The sequence below is a fragment of the Cystobacter fuscus DSM 2262 genome (genome assembly GCF_000335475.2).
GTDB classification, from domain to species: Bacteria; Myxococcota; Myxococcia; order Myxococcales; family Myxococcaceae; genus Cystobacter; species Cystobacter fuscus.
On sequence record NZ_ANAH02000064.1, the window covers coordinates 227,057 to 245,838 of the forward strand.

Annotated in this window: 17 protein-coding genes; 6 read left to right on the forward strand and 11 right to left on the reverse strand. The window is 68.8% G+C overall.

Annotated elements, in window-relative coordinates; genetic code table 11:
* Positions 1 to 42: 42 nt before the first annotated feature.
* Complete coding sequence (locus D187_RS51005; protein ID WP_002630352.1) at positions 43 to 981, reverse strand: type VI immunity family protein; 939 nt, start codon at positions 979 to 981, stop codon at positions 43 to 45.
* 325 nt (positions 982 to 1,306) lie between these two features.
* Between D187_RS51005 and D187_RS38235 the strand changes: the two genes are divergently transcribed.
* Positions 1,307 to 2,614 carry an NAD(P)/FAD-dependent oxidoreductase gene (locus D187_RS38235; protein WP_002630353.1) on the forward strand — a complete coding sequence of 436 codons (1,308 nt, stop codon included), beginning with the start codon at positions 1,307 to 1,309 and terminating at the stop codon, positions 2,612 to 2,614.
* A 21-nt stretch (positions 2,615 to 2,635) separates the two neighbouring features.
* Here the strand turns inward: D187_RS38235 and pdxR are convergent, their stop codons facing one another.
* Positions 2,636 to 4,105 (reverse strand): MocR-like pyridoxine biosynthesis transcription factor PdxR, encoded by a 1,470-nt coding sequence (pdxR, locus tag D187_RS38240; RefSeq protein WP_002630354.1) that lies wholly within the window; start codon positions 4,103 to 4,105, stop codon positions 2,636 to 2,638.
* A gap of 95 nt (positions 4,106 to 4,200) precedes the next feature.
* Between pdxR and D187_RS38245 the strand changes: the two genes are divergently transcribed.
* Both D187_RS38245 and D187_RS51010 read left to right on the forward strand, forming a co-directional pair.
* Entirely contained in the window at positions 4,201 to 4,866 is a 666-nt protein-coding gene (locus tag D187_RS38245) for a pyridoxamine 5'-phosphate oxidase family protein (RefSeq protein WP_002630355.1), read from the forward strand.
* Between the two features lie 211 nt (positions 4,867 to 5,077).
* Positions 5,078 to 6,409, forward strand: a complete 1,332-nt coding sequence (locus D187_RS51010) for a sensor histidine kinase (RefSeq protein ID WP_002630356.1) — start codon at positions 5,078 to 5,080, stop codon at positions 6,407 to 6,409.
* Positions 6,410 to 6,475: 66 nt separating this feature from the next.
* On the opposite strand, the gene D187_RS38255 is transcribed toward D187_RS51010, so the two are convergent.
* The 3 genes from D187_RS38255 to D187_RS38265 form a co-directional block, all read right to left on the reverse strand.
* Entirely contained in the window at positions 6,476 to 7,063 is a 588-nt protein-coding gene (locus D187_RS38255; protein ID WP_002630357.1) for a TetR/AcrR family transcriptional regulator, read from the reverse strand.
* A 177-nt stretch (positions 7,064 to 7,240) separates the two neighbouring features.
* Positions 7,241 to 11,167, reverse strand: a complete 3,927-nt coding sequence (locus tag D187_RS38260) for a GH92 family glycosyl hydrolase (RefSeq protein WP_020918550.1) — start codon at positions 11,165 to 11,167, stop codon at positions 7,241 to 7,243.
* A gap of 110 nt (positions 11,168 to 11,277) precedes the next feature.
* Entirely contained in the window at positions 11,278 to 11,964 is a 687-nt protein-coding gene (locus D187_RS38265) for a hypothetical protein (protein ID WP_155893886.1), read from the reverse strand.
* Positions 11,965 to 12,037: 73 nt separating this feature from the next.
* Here D187_RS38265 and D187_RS51015 point away from each other — a divergent pair, with 73 nt between their 5' ends.
* On the forward strand, positions 12,038 to 12,745 hold the full coding sequence (locus D187_RS51015; RefSeq protein WP_155893887.1) for a hypothetical protein: 708 nt from the start codon (positions 12,038 to 12,040) through the stop codon (positions 12,743 to 12,745).
* Positions 12,746 to 12,849: 104 nt separating this feature from the next.
* Here the strand turns inward: D187_RS51015 and D187_RS38275 are convergent, their stop codons facing one another.
* Positions 12,850 to 14,073 carry a fatty acid desaturase family protein gene (locus D187_RS38275; protein ID WP_155893888.1) on the reverse strand — a complete coding sequence of 408 codons (1,224 nt, stop codon included), beginning with the start codon at positions 14,071 to 14,073 and terminating at the stop codon, positions 12,850 to 12,852.
* A 196-nt stretch (positions 14,074 to 14,269) separates the two neighbouring features.
* Between D187_RS38275 and D187_RS38280 the strand changes: the two genes are divergently transcribed.
* Positions 14,270 to 14,470 (forward strand): hypothetical protein, encoded by a 201-nt coding sequence (locus D187_RS38280; RefSeq protein ID WP_002630362.1) that lies wholly within the window; start codon positions 14,270 to 14,272, stop codon positions 14,468 to 14,470.
* Positions 14,471 to 14,528: 58 nt separating this feature from the next.
* Complete coding sequence (locus tag D187_RS38285; RefSeq protein WP_002630363.1) at positions 14,529 to 15,692, forward strand: metallophosphoesterase; 1,164 nt, start codon at positions 14,529 to 14,531, stop codon at positions 15,690 to 15,692.
* A gap of 10 nt (positions 15,693 to 15,702) precedes the next feature.
* On the opposite strand, the gene D187_RS38290 is transcribed toward D187_RS38285, so the two are convergent.
* From D187_RS38290 to D187_RS55900, 5 genes are all read right to left on the reverse strand, one after another.
* Complete coding sequence (locus D187_RS38290; protein WP_043433676.1) at positions 15,703 to 16,533, reverse strand: ion transporter; 831 nt, start codon at positions 16,531 to 16,533, stop codon at positions 15,703 to 15,705.
* 66 nt (positions 16,534 to 16,599) lie between these two features.
* A complete protein-coding gene (locus tag D187_RS38295; RefSeq protein WP_002630365.1) occupies positions 16,600 to 16,836 on the reverse strand; it encodes a hypothetical protein in 237 nt (78 codons plus the stop codon).
* Positions 16,837 to 17,031: 195 nt separating this feature from the next.
* Complete coding sequence (locus D187_RS38300; RefSeq protein WP_002630366.1) at positions 17,032 to 17,547, reverse strand: hypothetical protein; 516 nt, start codon at positions 17,545 to 17,547, stop codon at positions 17,032 to 17,034.
* A 73-nt stretch (positions 17,548 to 17,620) separates the two neighbouring features.
* Positions 17,621 to 17,884 (reverse strand): DUF2188 domain-containing protein, encoded by a 264-nt coding sequence (locus tag D187_RS38305; protein WP_002630367.1) that lies wholly within the window; start codon positions 17,882 to 17,884, stop codon positions 17,621 to 17,623.
* Between the two features lie 209 nt (positions 17,885 to 18,093).
* Positions 18,094 to 18,702, reverse strand: a complete 609-nt coding sequence (locus D187_RS55900) for a hypothetical protein (RefSeq protein ID WP_002630368.1) — start codon at positions 18,700 to 18,702, stop codon at positions 18,094 to 18,096.
* Between the last annotated feature and the right edge of the window lie 80 nt (positions 18,703 to 18,782).

Here is an 18,782-nt window from a genome sequence, read left to right on the forward strand (position 1 = left end):
TGCTCAACCGCGCGAAGTCTGGCGACTACCGATGCTTCTCGTTCAGTCCAGTAATCGCCTCCACCAGCGACGTGCCTCGTCTGCGGTAAAGCGCATGTCGGAGTAACGCGGCGGCTTATCGGACAAGGTCCTTTCCGACAAGCTCAGGGGCTCGAGCCAGGGCTCCAGCAGTCGCGCGAGGTCGCGGTACGCGGGAAGGGTCTGTCCGATGGACAGGTCTCCCGCCTCGGGGCGCTCGCCCAGAGAGACAATGACGCGCTCCCCATCGAGTTCGTGCACGGTCGTTTCCGGAGCATGGAGGCGGGAACGAAGGGCAGCGGCTCCACCGAGCTGGCCGAGCACGGGCTGCGCGAGGAAATTGAGCCAATGGACGCCATCGACTCGGGTGCCGAGACGCGTCGGAGGAAGCCAGGCCGTGCGCAGATCAATCCCCGGGTATCGGGCGAGTTCGGCGCGGAGGGGTTCGTCCATGGCACTCAGCATCCAGTAGAAGTGGAGAGCAAGGCCCACGTGACCCGAGGCGAATCGAAGCTGAGACGCCATGTCCAGGGCCAGTTCGCGCACCTTCATGGGGCCATGCGACTCCAGGTACTCGGTGGGGAGCGTCGCGGTGAGGAGGCTCACGGAGTCTGGCGAGGGGATACGCCAGGGAAGGCGGGCTTGGTACCAAAGTTGGTAGCCGTTGCGACCACGCAATCCTCCATCCAGAAGCAGTTGAGTGGCGTAGCCCCTCTTTTCCAGCCGGCGAGCAGTCGCCTCGTCCAACTCCTCGATGAAGCGGAACGGTCGTTCGGGAAGGAGAAGTTCGCGGATGTAGCTCCAGCGCTCCTCGGTGAGTGCGTCGCCTTCGTCGTCATTGATGACGGCATGATGGAGCGTTCCGGGACCCTGCCCGACTGCACGCAGATAGCTCTCGACCGCATGATTCACTCCAGATGCGATGTCCGGATGATCGTGCGGGAGGTAGAAGGCGAGGTGCACCACGTCTCGCGCGAGAAGTTCTCTCCTCCCACGAGGCGGAGCTTCCTCGGAGAGCCTCCGGCGAATGAGCGCAGTGCCGCGATGACGGATGCGTGGATAGGGAGCGTTCATTCTTCGAGGGAGTCGAGGCCCTTTGGAGCGAGGCGAGCGTAGCGCCTGGGGCCGCGGCAAGGAAGGAACTCGGGAAGGGGAGGTGACTGGCAGGGGATACGTGGCACGCTCGGCCCATGAGCCCCCCGGCCTGAGCGACTGGCGCACCGTGCCGCGCGGATCGCTTTGACAGTCCAGGTCGCGCGAACCCATGCTCGGCACACCAGGAGCCTCCATGAGCACCATGCGACCCACCCCAGAGACCTATGACGCCATCATCGTCGGCGGACGACCCGCGGGAGCCAGCCTCGCCATGCGTCTGGGCCGCCAGGGCATGCGCGTCCTGATCATCGATCGGGCGAACTTCCCCAGCGCGCCGCCCGTCTCGGTGCCGTTCCTCATGAACAGCTCCATGAGTCTGCTCGACGAACTCGCGGTCCCCGAGTCCGAGTACGCACACGACGCGCCGCGCCTGCGCCACTTCTTCGTCGAGTACAAGGACTACTTCCGCGCCCACTACGCCGTCTCCGAGGTGGGTGGCCGCGATTACATCTACACCGTCGATCGTGAACGCCTCGACGGCTGCCTTTGGAACCACCTCGCCCGTTTCGACTCCGTCACGCGGCTCGAGGGCGCCCATGTCCTCTCGCTCGAGCGCGACACCTCCGGGCGGGTCTCCGGGGTCAAGCTCCGCCTCGAGGACGGCGTGGAGCAGGTGGTCGAGGGCCGCTGTGTCGTCGGCGCCGATGGGCGCTACAGCCTGGTCGCGCGCCAGGCCGGTGCGCGCGTCACCGAGCAGCGCACGGATGTCGATACCTCGGCGCTGTATGCCTATTGGTCCGGATACGCGCCCTACGACGCGGATCCCACCGGCATCCAGATCCACACCGAGGGGGACGGGTTCTGCATGATCGTCATGCCGACCACCCAGGGCCGTGCCGGCGTCGTCTTCCAGGGGCGCTCGGACCGCTTCAATGTCACCGGTGATGCCCAGACCTATTACCTCGAGGGTCTCCGCCGCTATCCCGCGCTCTGGCGGCGCCTGGCCCACGCCACCCAGGTGTCTTCCATCCGCGGCATCAAGCGGATGGGAAACCTGTACCGTCAGGCGGGTGGTCCCGGCTGGGTGCTCGTCGGTGACGCCTTCCACCAGAAAGACTCCATCGATGCGCAGGGCATCTATGACGCCCTGCTCGAGAGCAAGCTGCTCGCGGCCGCGCTGGTCGACTGGAAGCAGGGAGCCATCAGCTGGGAACAAGCCATCGAGCGCTACGAACGGGAAGCGCTCTCGGCCACCCGCTCCATGTTCCACGCCACGCTCGATCGGGTGAAGCGGGAGATCTACACCGAGCTGCCCTCCTGGGCGGCTCGGAGCGTGCTCCGGTGGACGATGACCGACAGCGAGTACATGCGGCGCTTCTCTCTTCTGCTCGCGCGCCGGATCGACCCGGAGGCGTGGGCCCCGCCGGGCGTTCTTCTCGGGGCCTTGGCGCGTGGCCTCACAGGCGATTTGCGTCGGCTCATCTCCAGCCCACGCGGCTGAGCGTGAACACATACAGAAGTCTTACGGGCGCGTCCGCGCGCGCACCATGCGCCGCACGGCCTCCACGAGTTCGGACTCCTTCAGGGCCGCGAAGCCCAGCCGCACGGCGGGCACGGGGCGCCCGTCGAAGCTGTAGGTGCTCCCCGGGGTGAAGACCACGCCTGCCTCCCGTCCCGCGCGGGCCCAGGCGTCGGCATCCACGTCCGGCGCACACGGTGCCCACAGGGCCATTCCCCCCGCGGGTGGCGAAACGGTGAGCGCCCCCGCCAGCTCCCGCTCGAGCGCCCCCACCAGGGCATCGCGCCGGTCCCGGTAGACGCCTCGGAGCTTGCGCACGTGGCGCTGCACCTCGCCCTCCTCCAACATCTCGGCCACGGCCAGCTCCACGGCGAAGTCTCCCTGCCGGTCCACCGCCTCGCGCACCCCGAGGGCGTGCTCCAGGAAGGGGCGTGGCGCGGCGAGGAAACCCAGGCGCAAACCGGGCGCCAGCACCTTGGACAGCGTGCCCACGTACAGCACCAGCCCGTCCCGATCCGCGCTCGCCAACGGCAGCACGGGGTGGCCGTCGTAGTGGAACTCGTGATCGTAATCGTCCTCGATGAGGGCCACGCGGTGGGCGCGCGCCCACGCCATCAACGCGAGCCGCCGCGCCGGGGAGAGCGTCACGGTGGTGGGGTAGTGGTGGTGGGGGGTGAGGTACACCGCGCGCACCGGCGTGCGCCGGGAGAGCGTCTCGAGCGCCTCCACGCGCAGTCCCTCGCCATCCACCGGGACGGGCGCGAGGCGGGCTCCGGCGAGCTGGAGCGCGTGCCAGGCGGGACGGTAGCCAATGGCCTCCACCGCCACGGTGTCCCCGGGGCGCAAGAGGGTGCGAGCCACGAGATCCAACGCCCCCTGACTGCCCCGGGTGATGACGAGCTCGTCCGCGTGGACGGCGAGCCCGCGCAGGGAGGAGAGCATCTCGGCGAGCGCGGCGCGCAGGCGCGGGTGACCGCGCGCGTCGCCGTAGCCGAGCAGCCGCTTGCCACCGATCTTCAACGCCCGGCGGTAGGCGCGCGCGAGGGCGGAGGAGGGCAGGAGCCGGACGTCGGGCTCACCTCCCACCATGACGAGCGCGCCGCGCGGGGACTCGAGGCGCTCGCGGCGAAGGGGGGAGGAGGCGGGGAGGGAGAAGCCCACCCGAGAGGGCATGGCCGCACGGGGGGCGCCAGTCGTAGCGCGGGCGGGCACGTCCGGCAGCGTGGGAGAAACGGAGGTGGCTCGCGCCGCCGAGGTGGTGACCCAGCCCTGCGTCGCCAGCTCCTGGTAGGCGGCGAGCACCGTGTTGCGGTGCACGCCCAGGGACTTGGCGAGGGTACGGCTCCCGGGCAGCGACGCGCCGGGCGGGAGCCGGCCGCGGCGGATGTCCTCTTCCAGTGCGCGGGCGATGCGCACGAAGAGGGGAGTCGGTGACGGCGCATGGAGGTCGAGCGTCAGGTCCCAGCCCTTCATGGGGAAGAGCCTGTACCAGGCGGCGGGCACTGGTCCATGGGAATTGGAGGAACTGGGCCTGTTGGACGGACCAGTTCGGAGTGATGAAAGGGTGCATGAACACACCGCCTCCCAGTGAACGCGGCACCGTCCGCCGGCTCCCGCAGCGCGCCTCCTACGAGGAGGCCGTCATCCACTCCATCCTCGATGAGGGCCTGGTGGCCCACGTGGGGGTGGCGGTGGAGGGCCAGCCGTATGTCATTCCCATGATCTACGGCCGCATCGGACGGCACCTGTACCTTCATGGCGCCTCGGTGAGCCGGCTGGCCCGGCAACTCGCCCAGGGCGTACCGGTCTGCCTCACGGTGACGTTGCTGGATGGCCTCGTCCTCGCGCGCTCCGCGTTCCACCACAGCGCGAACTACCGCTCCGTGGTGGCACTCGGCACGGCGGTGCTGGTGACGGACGACGAGGAGAAGACGCGGGCGCTCGAGGCCCTCACGGATCACGCCCTGCGCGGCCGCTGGGCCGAGGTGCGCCCACCCAACGCCCAGGAGAGGAAGGCGACGTCCGTGCTGCGGCTGCCCCTGGACGAGGCCTCGGCGAAGGTTCGCACCGGACCGCCTCGCGACGATGACGAGGATCTGCCACTGGAGTGTTGGGCGGGGGTGCTCCCGTTGCGCCTCCTGACGCTTCCACCCGAGCCCGCTCCGGATCTCCGCGAGGGCATCCATCCCTCTGCGGCCCTGCTCGAGTACCGCGTCAGGCAGGGGTCCTCGTGAAACCCGGATGAACCACCGGGTGGGACGAGCCGTCAGCGGCTCGCTGGGGCGGGAGCGGATGACTCGGGTCCTCGCCCACTGGCTCGCTGGGCGACCTGGGCCTCCGCCTGATGCGTGGGTGTATCCCCGTTCATCCATCAATCAACCATCGTCCCGGGGGCCTCGGTGACAGGGGCGGGCATTCGTGATTGCGTCGCCCGAGCGGTGCCGAATGACGAGCCCATCCCGGATTCCTGAGTTCTCCGAAGAAGAGCTGAAGCACCTGCGGCTCGGACAGTTCCTCCAGTTCATGTGGCCCATCGCGGTGGGCTTCCTCCTGCTCTACGCCGTCTTCGCGGTGGTGCTGCGCAGCGTGTCCCTGGTGGGCGGAACGGGGGCGGTGCTGGTGTATACGCTGGCGCTCGCGCGCTCCCGGCGGTTGGTGGCCCGAGGGCAATCGGAGCGCGCGGCTCTCCTGAGTGGCTACGCGCTGCTGGTGATGGTGGCCCTCGGAGCGATCTTCGTGCACTTCCTGTTCGCCGCCCTGGTGGTGATGGCCATCGCCGGGGTCGTGCTGGTGCAGCCCTATGCCGAGCGGCCCGCGCTCGCCCGCTACATGTTCGCCGCCTTCGGCGTCGTCGTCTGGGTGGTGGGGGTGGATGTCCTCCTGCCGCCGCTCGTCGAGCAACCCCCGCCAGCGCTCCAGCGCTGGGTGATCGCCCTGGCGGAGATGGCGAGCGTGGGGCTGATGCTGCGGATGATGTGGGTGGATGCTCTCCGGCTGCGCCAGAGCCTGGCGCGCGCGGAGCAGGCGGTGGCCATCCGGGACGAGTTCCTCTCGGTGGCCAGCCACGAACTCAAGACGCCGCTCACGCCGCTGAGCCTCAAGCTGCAAGCGCTCCGGCGCGAGCTGTCGGGGGCCTCTGCTTCCTCCTCTCCCGAGCGCGCCCTGGGCCACATCGAGATGGCGCAGCGCCAGGTGAAGAAGCTCGTGGAGTTGGTGGACGACCTGCTCGATGTGTCGCGCATTGGCGCGGGACGGTTGGAGTTGCACCCCGAGAAGGTGGAGCTCGCGGCGCTGCTCCGGGAAGTCGTGCGGCGCTTCGAGCCAGAGGCTGCCCGCGCCGGGTATACCCTCGAGCTGGAGGCTCCCCAGCCGCTCACGGCCTGGGTGGATCCCTTCCGGTTCGAGCAGGTGCTCGACAACCTGCTGTCCAACGCCCTCAAGTACGGGGCGGGCAAGCCCATCCGCGTGCGGCTCGAGCCGCTGGAGGGACGCGCGCTGCTGACGGTCCGCGACGAGGGCATTGGCATCCCCAGCGCGGCGCTCGAGCGCATCTTCCACCGCTTCGAGCGGGCGGTGTCCGGCAGGCACTATGGCGGCCTGGGGCTGGGGCTCTACATCACCCGGAAGATTGTCGAATCGAGCGGTGGCGGCATCATCGCGTCCAGCGCTCCCGGGCAGGGCGCCACCTTCACCGTCGAGTTGCCTCTGGCGCGGGAGGAAGAGTCCCCGGCCACATCCGTGTCTCCTCCGACCGGTTCGATGCCTCGCCTCTCGTGAGGGGCGCCAGCAGGTGCCCCCGCATGCACCTGCCCGGGCCAGCCTCCCCGGTGCACGGGGCCGCGCTCAGGCCGAGCCTTCGTCGACGATCGCCTGGGTCGTGGCCTCCAGCCAGCGGCGGGTGGAGGCGATGCGCGCCTTGGCGAGCGGCTGGATGGGCAGCAGCTTCCAACTGGTGAGGAAGCCGCCCCAGAGGATGTTGAGCCGCGCCGCGCGCCCCTCTTCGTCCGGCGGCCCCAGCCACCTGGCCAACGGCGCGATCACCTTCGTCTGCATCAGCTCGACGCTCGCCGCGTGTGCCTCGGGGTCCGCCGCCGAGAGGATCATCATCGCCATGGGGCCTGGCAGCTCCCGCGTGTCGAAGAAGAGCGCCACCACGTCCACGCCGAAGCGGCGCCTGTCTCCATGCAGCAGCGGGGTGATGTAGAGCGCCCGGTCCAACGTCGCCCGGAATAGCCCTTCCTTCGAGCCGAAGTAGCGGCCGACGAGCGAGGAATTCACCCCGGCCAACTCCGCCACCTCGCGCACGCCGGTGTTGGCGAAGCCTCGCGTGGCGAACAGCGTCTGCGCGGCATCGAGGATCGCGGTGCGCGTGCGCTCGGCATCACGCGGGCGCGTCGGCTTCCTGGGCTCGGGGGCTCGGGGTATGTACACGACGGTTTACTTATGACGGCGATCGGGTCGTGTCCAGTGAAGTACACGGTTGTGTACATGCGCCGCGATGGTCGAGCCGAGAGGACGTGCGCCGAGGGAAGGGGTGGGACGCTCCACCTCATCGCGCTCAACGGTGTGAACGCGATGAGGTGGAGTCCTCCTTCGGACGGCTGTTTCTCAGGGTCTGGCGAGCAGCTCGACCTCGGCGAGCGACATGCCCGCCGCGCCGGTCAGCTCGAGGCGGTAGTACGCGTAGCTGCCAGGGGTCGCGACCCGGAAGGCGCGCGTCTGCGTGCGCCAGCGGAACGTCTGGGCGCCGCGCTGGTCGAGGGTCGTGAAGTTCACCCCGTCGTTCGAGCCGCTCAGCGTCCAGCCGGTCGGGTCGACCGTGCCGGTGCCCGACGTCAGCGTGTAGAAGGTGACCTGCCGCCCGCCCGAGGCGAACTGGTACTGCAGCACGGGGTTCGCCGCGGTGAAGCTCACGTTCGTGGCCGAGGTGTCATCGAAGAGCTTGCTGATGTTCGTGGCATCGCTCGACGTGGCCGTGCCGCCCGTCGCGGTGTCGCGCAACGGGTTCGGGGCGTTGCCCCCGGTGGTGATCGAGGGCGGCGCGTCCTCGGCACCGGTGCCCCACGCGGAAGGGGCGGGGCCCATGTCGAAGTCGAGCGTGATACCAGCGGTGAGCTGCTCGTGCGTCAGGTAGGTCTTCGTCTGCGCCTGACCGTTGACCTTCAGCGCCTGCACGTAGACGTTCTTCGGGCCGTTGTTCGGGGCGTTGATGGTGATGTCCTTGCCGTTCTCGAGGTGGATGACGGCCTGGGTGAAGAGCGGTGAGCCGATGACGTAGTTCTCGCTTCCCACCCCGAGCGGGTAGAAGCCGAGCGCGCTGAAGATGTGCCACGCCGACGTCGCGCCATTGTCCTCATCGCCGAGGTAGCCCTGGCCGATGTTGCTGCCGACGAAGAGACGCGCGAGTGCGTCGCGGACCTTCTCCTGCGTCTTCGCCGGCTGACCGGCGTGAACGTACATGTACGGGATGTGGAACGAGGGCTGGTTGCTCAGCCCGAGCTGCCCCATGCGCACGTCACGCGCCTCGACCATCTCGTGGATGACTCCGCCGTAGGAGCCTCCGAAGCTCGCGGTCTCCGGCGTGGCGAAGAACTCGTCGAGCTTCGCGCCGAGCCCGGCCCTGCCGCCGTACAGGGCCGCGAGGCCGAGGCCGTCGTGCGGCGCGTCGAAGGCCATGTTCCAGCCGTTGGTCTCGGTGTAGTCGTGGCCCCAGACGCGCGGATCGTACTGGCTCTTGGACTTCGCGAACACGCCGTTCGCCGACCTGCCCTGGAAGAACTGGATCGACGGATCGAACAGGTTCACGTACTGCTGCGCGCGATCGAGGAAGTACTCCGCGCTCTCGGCGAACTCCTGGTGGCGGGGGTGGTTCGTGTCCGTGGCGAGCGCGCGCGCCATGTTCGCGATGCCGAAGTCGTTCAGATAGCCGGCCATCGCCCACGACAGGCCATAGCCGAGGGAGGTCGGGGTGTAGCCGAGGAAGATCGACGACTCGAGTCCCTTGCGCCCGACGCCGCTGCTGGTCGGCGGGACCGTGGCGTTGCGCACGGCCGCGTCGTAGATCGCCTCCGCGTCGAAGTTGCGCACGCCCTTCACGTAGGCGTCGGCGAAGGCCACATCCGAGCTCGTGCCAGTCATGAGATCGGCGTAGCCGGGCGAGGACCAGCGCGCGATCCAGCCGCCTTCCCTGTAGTGCTGCGCGAAGCCGTCGATCAGCTCGCCCGCGGTGCTCGGCGTGAACAGCGCGTAGGCCGGCCAGGTCACCCGGTAGGTGTCCCAGAAGCCGTTGTTCACGTAGATCTTGCCGCTCACGATCTTCGCGCCGGTCTGCGTGGGGGTGCTGGTGCCGCTCGGGTTCGTCACCGGGCTCGCGTGCTGGTAGACGGGCTCGGCCGCCGTGCCGGTGTTCTCGAAGCCCGAGTTCGGGTAGAGGAACAGCCGGTACAGGTTGGAATAGAGCGTGGTGAGCTGGTCCTCACTGGCGCCCTGGACCTCGACGATGCCGAGCTTCTGGTCCCAGAGCTTCTGGGCGCGTGCCTTCACGTCCTCGAAGCGGTCGCCCTCCGCGATCTCGAGCGCGAGGTTCTTCCTGGCCTGCTCGACGCTGATGAGCGAGGTGGCGATGCGCATGGTCACGGTGCGGTCGTCCGCCGGGACGGTGAAGCGGAAGTAGCCGGTCACGTTCGCGCCGCCGCCGCCGGAGAGCATGCCGCTCGTGGCCACCGGCCGGTCGAACGTGGCGTAGACGAACATCCGCGAGGCGCCCACCGACAGGCCGCTGCGCGCGTCGGAGTAGCCCGTGATCGTGCGCGCCGCGGGGTCGAGCGTGAGCCCGCCATTGTTGTTGACGTTGTCGAAGATGAGGCTCGCGTCGTCGCCGGGGAACGTGAAGCGGAAGAGCGCGGCGTGGTCGGTGGGGGTGAGCTCGGCCTGGACGCCGTTGTCGAACTTCACGCCGTAGTAGTAGGGCCGCGCGATCTCGTTCTCGTGCTGGAAGGCGAGGGCGCGCGAGGCGCGGTTGGCGTTCGGTGCGCTCTTGGCCACCGAGGGCAAGACCTGGAAGCTCTGCCGGTCACCCATCCACGGGCTCGGCTCGTGGCTCAGGGAGAGCGCCTGGAGCGCCGGGCGGTTGTTGGCGTTGTTGCCGCGGTGGTACGCGTAGAGCCAGCTCGCCGAGCTCGCGTCGGTCACCGGGGTCCAGAAGTTGAAACCGTGCGGGATGGCCGTCGCGGGGAAGTTGTTGCCGCGCGAGTAGCTGCCGCTCGAGTGGGTGCCGCGCAGGGTGGTCACGTAGTCCGACAGATGCGTGGGCTTCGCGTGCACGGGCGTGGCGGTGATCCGCACGTCGTCGATCCAGCCACCGAAACCCGCGACCGGCCCCTGCGGTTGGTCGTAGCCAATCAGGATGCGCTTGATCGTCTTGCCGGCGGCGACGTCACCGATGCGTGAGACCTTGTAGTTCCACTCGTTGGGGTAGAGCGTGCGCGAGGCGCCCTGGCCCGCGGGGCTCAGCACCGCGTGGTGCTGGTCGACGGCGTTCAGCTCACTCAGGTAGGTGCCGTCGTCGAAGGCGAGGTCGAGCGCCGCGTAGGTGCTCGGGTAGTTCGGGTTGTTGGTCGCCGAGTCGACGAAGAGCAGATACGACAGCTCCGTCGTCGGCGTGACCCGAACGTCGACGTCGAAGAGCTTGTTGTAGGAGTAGCCGCGGCCGCTCGCCGTGACCGCGCCCGCGAAGCGCAGCGCGTGCGTGCCGGTGAACCCGGCGCCGATCTTGGAGTTCCACGAGGCGCCCGGGCCGCTGCCGACCTCGCTCTTCATGTCGGTCACCGGCGGCGGCGTGTCATCACCATTGGAGAGCTGGAGCTCGGCGAGCTGCACGATGTTGCCGCTGCGGTTGGCGGTGACGTTGAGCCGGTAATAGGGATAGGCGGTGGTGTTGGTGAACTCGTAGGTTTTGGTCTCGAAGCGCGCGGCGAACGACTCGCCGCTGCGCTGGTCGAGCGCGGTCCAGCTCGTTCCGTCCTGCGAGCCCTCGAGCGTCCAGGCGGTGGGGTCGCGCTCGGGCGCGTCGTTGGCGGAGGAGAGGGCGTAGCGCTTCACGGCGACGGGTTGCTCGAGCTTGAACTGCACCCAGCCCGTCTTCGTGAACGTCAACCACTTCGAGGTGACCTCGCCGTCGGCGACGCGGTCCGCGGTCTCGTCGGGAGGGTTTTCGCCGTTGGCGGTCACCTCGGTCACCTGACCCATGATGTTGCCGCGGATCCGCGTGTCCTGCTCTCCGGTGACCCCGGAGGACTTCTTCTGCCCCGCCGCGTCGAGTTCGACCGTGGAGACCCAGGTGGGCTGCGGCTGCTCGTCCTCGAAGGACGTGTAGAAGTCGGGGGGAGGCGTGCCAGGGGACCCGCCATCGGTTCCCGCGTCGTTATCGGAGCCCGCGTCGATGTCGCTCCCGGCGTCGGCCCCGGGGCTGGACGGGGGGCCGCAGCCGATGGTTGAAACAACAGCGAGGGTGAACAAGAGAGTGCGACCGATCATGCATGAACCCTTGGAAGCATGGGGGGCCGTGCATCCTAGACGAAGCACACTCTCCGGGGCGCCGCGTAAAACGCGGGAGCGCCAACAAACCGGGCCAGGCTCACTCGGGTTCAGTACCTGGAGATATTGACGTCCTCCAGGAACACCTTCTTCACGGGCACCTTCTCCTTCTTGGTGGAGAGGGGGACGTTCTTGTTCTTCTTCTCGTCGAACTGGAGCTTCTCGGAGATCCGTTGTCCGGTGAGCAGATTGGTGCTGGTCTTGTCGATGCTGCCGGTCGCCCGGTCGACGTGCTCGATGTCCTCGCCGATGAGCAGGAAGCGTTTGTCCTTGGGCTCGAAGCGGAAGCGCAGCAGCGAGTGGGTCATCTCCCGCGAGCCGCTGTTCTGCTCGACGAGGAGGACGCCCTTCTGCAGCTTCACCTGTCCCACGGCGCCCGGCGTGCTCAGCGTGCCCGCGCAGGTGGTGCAATAGAGGACCTGGTTGGAGGCGCCCGCCCGGCGCAGCGTCGCGCCGTCGGTGAGCAGGACGAGCAGGGCGCGGGCGTGCTCGATCGCCGCTCCCTCGGAGTCGCTGTCTGGCCCCGCTTCGACCAACTGGAGGACGACGTCCTCGCTGCCATTCTTGTCGAGGTCCCCACGCACGGTGTCCTCGATCTTCCAGCCCGAGGGAACGAAGTCCTGGGGTGTCTTCCCCTGCTGGGGAACCTTGGAGAGCTCGAGGGGAGTGGGCTCCTGCGCCAGGGCGGGAAGAGACAGGGAGAGCAGCAGTCCGAGGACGGTGGGTGTCATTCGCATGCGCGCAGCTTGCCCGATTCCATCCGGGATGATGCTGGCCACCTGGCGTGGGCGTTGCACATTGCTGGAGCCCATGACCCTTCCGATTTACAGGTGGTGCGTGTCGTTGCTGTTGTGCGCGGGGCTCGTGTTGCCCGGCGTGGGTCGGGCCGCCCAGGAGTCCGCTCCCCCCATCGCGGCCGAGGAGCGCGCGCTTCCCGGGCGCCAGGATGATGCACCGCGGCGATTGATGACGGAGGAGGGGTACGAGGACGACTCGGGCGAGCCCGTGCGTTCGGGAGCCCCCCGGGGGGTGCGCATCCTCGCGGAGGTGGGGGGAGGACTGGTCACCTCGGCGGCCCTGGGGCTCGCCGGTGGGCTCACGGGCGGTCTGCTCTGCCTGGGCTCCGCCAACGACGACCTGGACAAGCTCATCTGCCTCATTCCCGCCGGCCTGGGTGCCCTCGTGGGCGTGGCGGTTGGCTTTCCCCTGGGCGTGTGGTGGGCGGGGGAGGCGGTGGGAGGCAATGGCTCTCTGCTCGCCACGCTCGCGGGCGGCCTGGTGGGAACGCTCGCGGGAGGGATGGTGCTGGGGGTTGCCGCGATCCGGGCCTCGGGTCAGGGTGGGGAACTCTCGCCCCTGGCCACGGCCAGCCTTCCACTGTTGGGCATGGCGGGCTGCATCGTCGGGTACGAGCTGTCCCAGCACGAGCCGCGCCGGTGGGCGGCGCGCGGGAGGCTCCAGCCGTTGCTGGCCGTCACCCCGAGCGGCGCGGTGCTGGGGTTGAGCGGCCTGTTCTGAGTGGCACGGGTGTGCATGCCCTGGCGCACCGGTGTGCACGGGGACTTACGGCCTCCCGTGTTCTCGAGCACGCCCGCCCAATCCTCGCGTGGCCCTGTCGCCCGTCAGAAGGCGACGGGGAGCCGTTGCAGGCCCCGGAGGATCATGTTGGCCCGCCATTGCACTGACTCGGGCGGGACGTCCAGGCGCAGTCCGGGCAGCCGTCGCAGCAGGGTGGTGAAGGCCACGTCGGCCTCGATGCGGGCCAACTGCGCGGGCTGGCCCATGCGCTTGAGCCAGCGCACGTGGCTGCCCAGCGCGGCGCGCACGCTGTCCTGGGTGCGGTAGCGCACGCCGTGCTCCACACAGGTCTGTTCGATGATCCGTGAGAGCGCCGGGTAGTGCAGGTGGCACACCTTGGGGAACAGGTGGTGCACCACCTGGAAGTTGAGCCCGCCGAGGTACCAGCAGAGCCAGCGGTTGCCGCGCGCGAAGTCGACGGTCGTCTCCACCTGGTGCACGGCCCATTCGCGCGAGAAGGAGCCGCCACCGCCTTGGGGAACCTCGGGAAAGTCCGCCTCCTCCACGCAGTGTGCGAGCTGGAACACGGTCGCGAGCGTGAGCCCGAGGATGAACGAGGTCAGCGCGTAGCAGAGCGCGACCTTCCACACGGGATGGAAGAAGGAGGGTACCCCCAGGGCCCAGGCGAAGAAGAACAGCTTTCCGCCGAGCATGCCCACCAGCTTGCGCCCGGTGGGACGAGGCATCTTCTGCTGTCCGACCCGGCCCTTGATCACGTTCGCGAAGTCATCCACGAGCTGCCACTTCACCGTGAGCAGTCCGTAGAGCATCCAGATGTAGAAGTGCTGGAAGCGGTGGGCCGGGCGCAGGCGCTGGCCCGGAGCGACCCGGCAGAAGGGCTGGATGTCGATGTCCGCGTCGAGCCCGACGACGTTGGGGTGGCTGTGGTGGAAGACGTTGTGCTTCCAGCTCCACACGTAGGAGGAGGCGCCGAGCATGTCGAGCGTGCCCGCGAGCAGTTGGTTGAGGGGGCGCCGCTCCGAGTAGCCTCCGTGGTTCGCATCGTGCTGGACGCTGAAGCCGATCCCCGCCATCGCCAGTCCGAGCGACACGCACCCGAGGAGCGCGCTCCAGGGTCCGGCCGCCACGAAGGCGAGGAAGACGTAGGAGGCCACGAACCATGCGAGCAGGGCCGCCGTCTTGGCGTACATGCCCGGCAGGTCGCGCGGCGCGCGTCCACTCCGCTGGAGATAGGTGTCGACCCGCGTCTTGAGTGCTTGATGAAAGGGCCCCGCCTCGAGAAACCTTGCCTTCGTCGCCTGCGCCACCGTCCACCCGCTCTCGGGCCACCGATGGCTCCATGGAGTGCGGGGAGAATCCCCACCGGTTCCATCTCCCAGCTCAGTGACGAGTTCTTGCGTAACACGCTCGGCTCCGGGATCGGTCCTTTCCCGCGGCGGCACCTCGGACAGCAAGCCACCTGTCCATTCCGCCGCCAGGCTGGGCGCGCGGCCTTGGCGACAGGTGCTGCTGAGCGAGCCAGCCTGGGCCTGCTACTCCACGGACGGTGCCGAGTCGCTCACGAAGCCCCGCGAGTTCACCGTGAGTCTGCCCACGGGCGAGTCCCTCTCGACTGGCACCGTCGTGGGCCGTGTCTCCATCCTCCACGCCATCGTGGGCACCGGTTGGTACCAGTTCGATCTGAACACGCTGGCCTGGGGGTGAGCCGGGTGCTACCCCTCAGGGCTCCTTCGCACGTGACATCCTCCGAGGGGGTCCCCCGGTGATCCGCTTCTCCTTCATCTCGACGCTCATCCTGCTCGGCGCGGTGCTGGGGCACGTGTACCTGTACCGCCGCCTGGTGCGGCACCTGGTGGCCAGCCCGGCCCTGCGGCGGGGGATCGTGGGGTTGTTCTGCGCCATGGGTCTGCTGATGCTGCTGCGGCGCGTGCTGCGAGACGTGCTGCCCGAGAGCTTCGAGGAGCCGGTCTCGGTGGTGTTGTACGCGTGGATGGGCGCGGCGCTGTTCGTGGTGCTCGCGTTGCTGGTGCTGGACCTGGGCCGGGGATTGGTGACGGTGGGGTGGCGGGTGTCACGCGCTCCGCCGGTGGACGTGGAGCGGCGGCGCTTCCTGGCGCGCACGGTGGCGGGTGGTGCGCTCGTGTCGGGAGGAGGGACGGCCGCCTACGGGAGCTGGCGGGCGCTCACTCCGCCCCAGGTGACGGAGGTGGTGCTGAAGATTCCCCGGCTGCCCCGGGCGCTGGACGGACTGAGCATCGTGCAGCTCACGGACATCCACGTGGGGCCCTTCATCCAGCGGCGGTACATGGACGAGCTGGTGCGCCGCACCAACGCGCTGCGGCCGGACCTCGTGGCCATCACGGGGGACCTGGTGGATGGGGACGTGCCCACGCTCGGCGCTCACGTCGCGGCGCTCGGCGCCCTGCGCTCGCGCTTCGGCGGCTTCTTCGTCACCGGCAACCACGACTACTATTCGGGGGACGTGGAGTGGGTGGCGTTCCTCGAGTCGCTCGGCATCCAGGCGCTGCGCAACCGCCATGTGCGGATTGGCGACGCGGGCGGCTCGCTGGACCTGGTCGGCGTGGACGACTGGAGCGGTGGGAAGCGCTTCAACCGGCGGGGCTATGATCTCGATCAGGCACTCGAGGGGCGCGATCCCGACCGGGCCGCGGTGCTGCTCGCGCACCAGCCGGCCAACTTCCCCGTCGCGGCGGCCCGGGGCATCGACGCGCAGATCTCCGGACACACGCACGGGGGACAACTGCCGCCCATGACGTTCCTCATCGGCCTGGAGTGGGAGTACACGGCGGGGCTGTACCAGCATGGGGACTCGCGGATCTTCGTGAGCCGGGGCTGCGGCTTCTGGGGCCCGCCGATGCGCGTGGGCAGCCCCCCGGAGATCGTCAAGCTGGTGCTGACGGCGTAGGCGCCGCGGCTCAGAGGACGTTGCCGCAGCGCTTGCAGTGGCGTGCGTCCAGGTCGTGGCCCTCGAGGCCGCAGCCGGGACAGGCGCGCGGGTCGATGGCGTGCTGCCGGGTCGCCTGGGCGAGTTCCACGGACACGATGCCCGTGGGCACCGCGAGGATGCCGTAGCCCATGATCATCAACACCGAGGCGATGAACTGTCCGGGCACCGTCTTGGGCGACAGGTCTCCATAGCCCACCGTGGTCATCGTCACGACGGCCCAGTACATCCCACGCGGGATGCTGTCGAAGCCGTTGGCGCTCCCCTCCACCATGTACATCACCGAGCCCATGATGACGACCGTGCTCAGCACGGCCCCGAGGAAGACGATGATCTTCTGCCGGCTGGCCCGCAGCGCGGTGAGCAGCACGTCCGCCTCCCCGAGGAAGCTGGCGAGCTTGAGCACGCGGAAGACGCGCAGCAGGCGCAGCACCCGCACCACCAGCAGGGACTGCATGCCGGGCAGCACCAGGCTCAGCACCGAGGGCAGGATGGCCAGCAGGTCCACCAGCCCGAAGAAGCTCGACGCGTAGAGCAGGGGCCGGTTCACCGACAGCAGCCGCAGCACGTACTCCAGCGTGAAGAGCACGGTGAAGCACCACTCGAGCACGCGGATGGCCTGCCCATGCTGGACGCGGATGGACTCCACGCTCTCGAGCATCACCGCGAGGACGCTGAGCACGATGGCCCACAGCAGTCCCACATCGAAGGCGCGACCGGCTGGGGTGTCCGACTCGAAGATGATGGTGTGCAACCGCGCCCGGAGTCCCGACGGAGCGCTCTGCTCGGATGGATGTGGCACGAGGGCACTCTAGCCCTCCACGGCGCGGCGGGGGCGGAATGCTGTCCGCCCGCCGCGACTCGCCGGCTACTGGGAGCCCGCCTTGGAGCTGCCGGGGGCATGCAGTTGCCGCCGGTCTTCCTTGCCGCCCTTGTTGGGACCGCCGTGGGTGCCGAACTCGCCCGCGTTGCGCTGCTTGGGATATTCCTCGTCGGGCCGCCGCTCGCGGCCCTGACCCGAGACGTCACCCGAGTCGACCTTCGGATACAACTTCTCCTTGTCCTCGTCGGAATGCAGCTTCTCCCTGTCCTGCTTCTGTGCCATCGGGCACCTCCGTTTCCTGGAGGAAACATGGGGATGGAGGACGGGAGTGGCTCGGCGGTGCCGCCGCTCCGCAGGGCGGGCGGGCCGCCGGGCGTCTGGAGGGGCGACCGCCATTGCCAGCTCGGCTGATGGAGTCCCCCTCGCCGCATGGAGCACCAGCGGGGACCGGGCTCGTGGCCGGCCCCCGCCGAAGGCTCAGCGCTTCTTGGCCTTGGCCGACTTGCGCGCGGTGGCGGACTTCACGGCGCGCGCCACGGTCTTCTTCGCCGCGACCGCGGCCCGGGTCACCACCTTGCGCCCGATGCTGCTCACCAGCCCCGTGGCGGTCAGCTTCTTGCGCGCGGGGGCCTTCGTCTCGGTCTCCTCCCGCTCTTGACGGGTGGGGGCCTTGGCGGTGACCTGACCTGTTGTCACCTTCCGGGCGGACTTCGCCTGGGTGGCCGCGGGCTTCGCCTGGGTGGTGGCCTTCTTCGCCTTGGCCGCGGGGGCCTTGGGCTCCGTGCGCTTCTTCGCCGCGCGGGCGCGGTAGCGCTTCACGGTCTCGGCGTGGGCCTGTCCATAACCGGTGGGCGCGTCGGGCAGGGCCGCCTTCTCCTCCTCCTTGGTGAGGGCGATCTTGTGTTCGTCATTGCCGAGCCGGGGACCCGAGCCTTTGTAGGTCTGCGCGGGTTGCTGCGACAAGAAGGGTTCGAAACTGTAGGTTCTCCCCATGGCTCTCTCCTGCCTGCGTGACTGGGATGTTTTAGAAATAAGGAGTGGTCCCTGATTTTGGAATGGGGCCCTCTCAAGGATCCTCACGCTCCCCGTACCAGGATTCCTCTTCTTCTCCGTCCAGGTAGCGCACGACGAGGCCCGCTGGCTTGTGCTGGCGAGCCAGCCTGCGCCCGCCGTGAATGGCCTGGGTCACGTTGGAGTAGCGGCCGAGCTGACGGCTGCTCTCGAACCGGACGTACCAACCCCGGCCGTCCGCCGCCACGATCACCCGCCGCTGGCTCGTGACGGAGCCCACCTCGTCCTGCTCGCTCTCTTTGCGTCTTGCCAGGCTCATGAAAACAAACTGTCAACCCGGAGTGGAGGTCGCATTGTCCCAGGGATCAGGGGCGCGGATTCAGCTCCTCCGGGAGGGCACCGGGTCGCGGCCACAATGGTTCCCGCCGTGGGCTGGGGGCCCCGGGGACTCCAACGGCCCCCGGAGCACTCCTCCTGCCCGGCACACGGGCTCCGCCAGCGAGTCAACGTGAGCCACGGTGCACGGCATCAGCGGTTGATGTCGTCTTCGCCCGTGCCGCTCGTGCTGCCGCCGGGGCCCACGCTGCCGGAGCCGCCCAGGTCTCTGCGCGAGTTCGTGCTTCCGCTGTCGGATCCGCCCACGTCACTGCCGGAGCCGCCCAGGTCACTGTCCACGCCCGAGGGGTCGGGGCTGAAACCGCCCGGTTCACTGTTCACGCCCGAGCCGCCGGTGCCGCCCACGTCACTACCGGAGCCCGTGCTGCCGGAGTTGGATCCACCGAGATCACTGCCCGAGCCCGTGCTTCCGCTGCCCACGTCCGAGCCCGTGCCGCCAGCACCCGAGCCGCCCAGATCACTGCCCGAGCCGGTGCTGCCACTGCTCGAGCCGCTGATGTCACCAGCACCCGTTCCTCCGGTGCCTCCGCCCGTGGTGTCACCACCTCCCGTGGTGTCTCCGGTCGTTCCGGTTCCTGTTGTTCCTCCTCCACTCGTTCCGGATCCGGTCGTGGAGCCGCCCTGCGATGTATCGGTCCCGCTCGTTCCTTGATCCCCAGCACCGCCCGCCGTCTTACAGCCCACGCCGAAGAGCAGAGCCGCGGACAACGCACCCACCACCACCGTCTTGATGTGTTTCATGACGTTTCCTCTCCTCCAGTTGGACCCCAGGAGGCTAGGTATGGCTCTGCAAGGGTGCATTGGTCGTGAAGACACACCTC

Bases quoted from the DNA above. Each gene is read 5' to 3' on its own strand.
- D187_RS38235 (WP_002630353.1), top strand. From the start codon at position 1,307: ATGAGCACCATGCGACCCACCCCAGAGACCTATGACGCCATCATCGTC.
- pdxR (WP_002630354.1), bottom strand. From the start codon at position 4,105: ATGAAGGGCTGGGACCTGACGCTCGACCTCCATGCGCCGTCACCGACT.
- D187_RS38245 (WP_002630355.1), top strand. From the start codon at position 4,201: ATGAACACACCGCCTCCCAGTGAACGCGGCACCGTCCGCCGGCTCCCG.
- D187_RS51010 (WP_002630356.1), top strand. From the start codon at position 5,078: ATGACGAGCCCATCCCGGATTCCTGAGTTCTCCGAAGAAGAGCTGAAG.
- D187_RS38260 (WP_020918550.1), bottom strand. From the start codon at position 11,167: ATGATCGGTCGCACTCTCTTGTTCACCCTCGCTGTTGTTTCAACCATC.
- D187_RS38265 (WP_155893886.1), bottom strand. From the start codon at position 11,964: ATGCGAATGACACCCACCGTCCTCGGACTGCTGCTCTCCCTGTCTCTT.
- D187_RS51015 (WP_155893887.1), top strand. From the start codon at position 12,038: ATGACCCTTCCGATTTACAGGTGGTGCGTGTCGTTGCTGTTGTGCGCG.
- D187_RS38295 (WP_002630365.1), bottom strand. From the start codon at position 16,836: ATGGCACAGAAGCAGGACAGGGAGAAGCTGCATTCCGACGAGGACAAG.
- D187_RS38300 (WP_002630366.1), bottom strand. From the start codon at position 17,547: ATGGGGAGAACCTACAGTTTCGAACCCTTCTTGTCGCAGCAACCCGCG.
- D187_RS38305 (WP_002630367.1), bottom strand. From the start codon at position 17,884: ATGAGCCTGGCAAGACGCAAAGAGAGCGAGCAGGACGAGGTGGGCTCC.
- D187_RS55900 (WP_002630368.1), bottom strand. From the start codon at position 18,702: ATGAAACACATCAAGACGGTGGTGGTGGGTGCGTTGTCCGCGGCTCTG.